This is a genomic window from Acinetobacter sp. HR7 (assembly GCF_000773685.1).
GTDB classification, from domain to species: domain Bacteria; phylum Pseudomonadota; class Gammaproteobacteria; order Pseudomonadales; family Moraxellaceae; genus Acinetobacter; species Acinetobacter thermotolerans.
In genome coordinates, this window is sequence record NZ_JPQO01000141.1 from 1 (window position 1) to 772 (window position 772).

Genomic DNA, 772 nt, shown 5'->3' on the forward strand with positions numbered 1-772 from the left:
AAAACCGAGCTAATTGCTTAACTCGGTTTGAAGTGGAATACTGTCAATCTATTTCAGGACAAGACATGAATTAAAGCTGACTTTGAATATAGTTTTCGATACCGACAGTTCCAATCAGATCAAGCTGGGTGGTGGTCCAGTCCAGATATTCTTCTTCTTTCTCCAGAATTTCCTGAACCAAATCGCGAGTCACATAATCCATTTGCTGTTCAGCCAGTGCAACGGCTTGCTGGATCACTTCAATGTTTTCTTTGACCTTGCGTACATCACATTGCAGCACTTCCTGGGTGTGCTGACCAATATACAGTTTACCGAGATGTTGCAGGTTTGGCAGTCCTTCTAAAAACAAGATACGTTCAATCACTTTGTCTGCATGTTTCATCTGGCGGATCGATTCTTTATATTCCGCAGAACCAAGTTGCTCAATGCCCCAGTCATTAAACATGCGTGAATGCAGAAAATACTGGTTAATCGCTGTAAGGTGGTGATACAACACCTGGTTCAGCTGATTAATTACATCACGATTGCCTTTCATCGTATCACTCCATATAGCCTGTGAACCCATTGATCACGATGGGCTTTGAATGAACTTATCTTAAATCAATCAAGTGGATCATGGCGAGTAATTTATTGAACTGCAAATGAAAATCGCACTCAAAAAGGTTCAGGTGAAATGGCAAGCAATAAAAACCCGCCAGAGTCAGCGGCGGGGGAGGAAGAATGATCGACGATCATTGGTTTATCATTATAATTCTCTGTACACGACAAATTT

At 41.5% G+C, this 772-nt stretch carries 1 protein-coding gene; it reads right to left on the reverse strand.

What is annotated here, in order from left to right; all coding sequences use genetic code 11:
* Positions 1 to 70: 70 nt before the first annotated feature.
* Positions 71 to 535 (reverse strand): bacterioferritin, encoded by a 465-nt coding sequence (bfr, locus tag GW12_RS06355; RefSeq protein WP_034585069.1) that lies wholly within the window; start codon positions 533 to 535, stop codon positions 71 to 73.
* Positions 536 to 772: the final 237 nt, after the last annotated feature.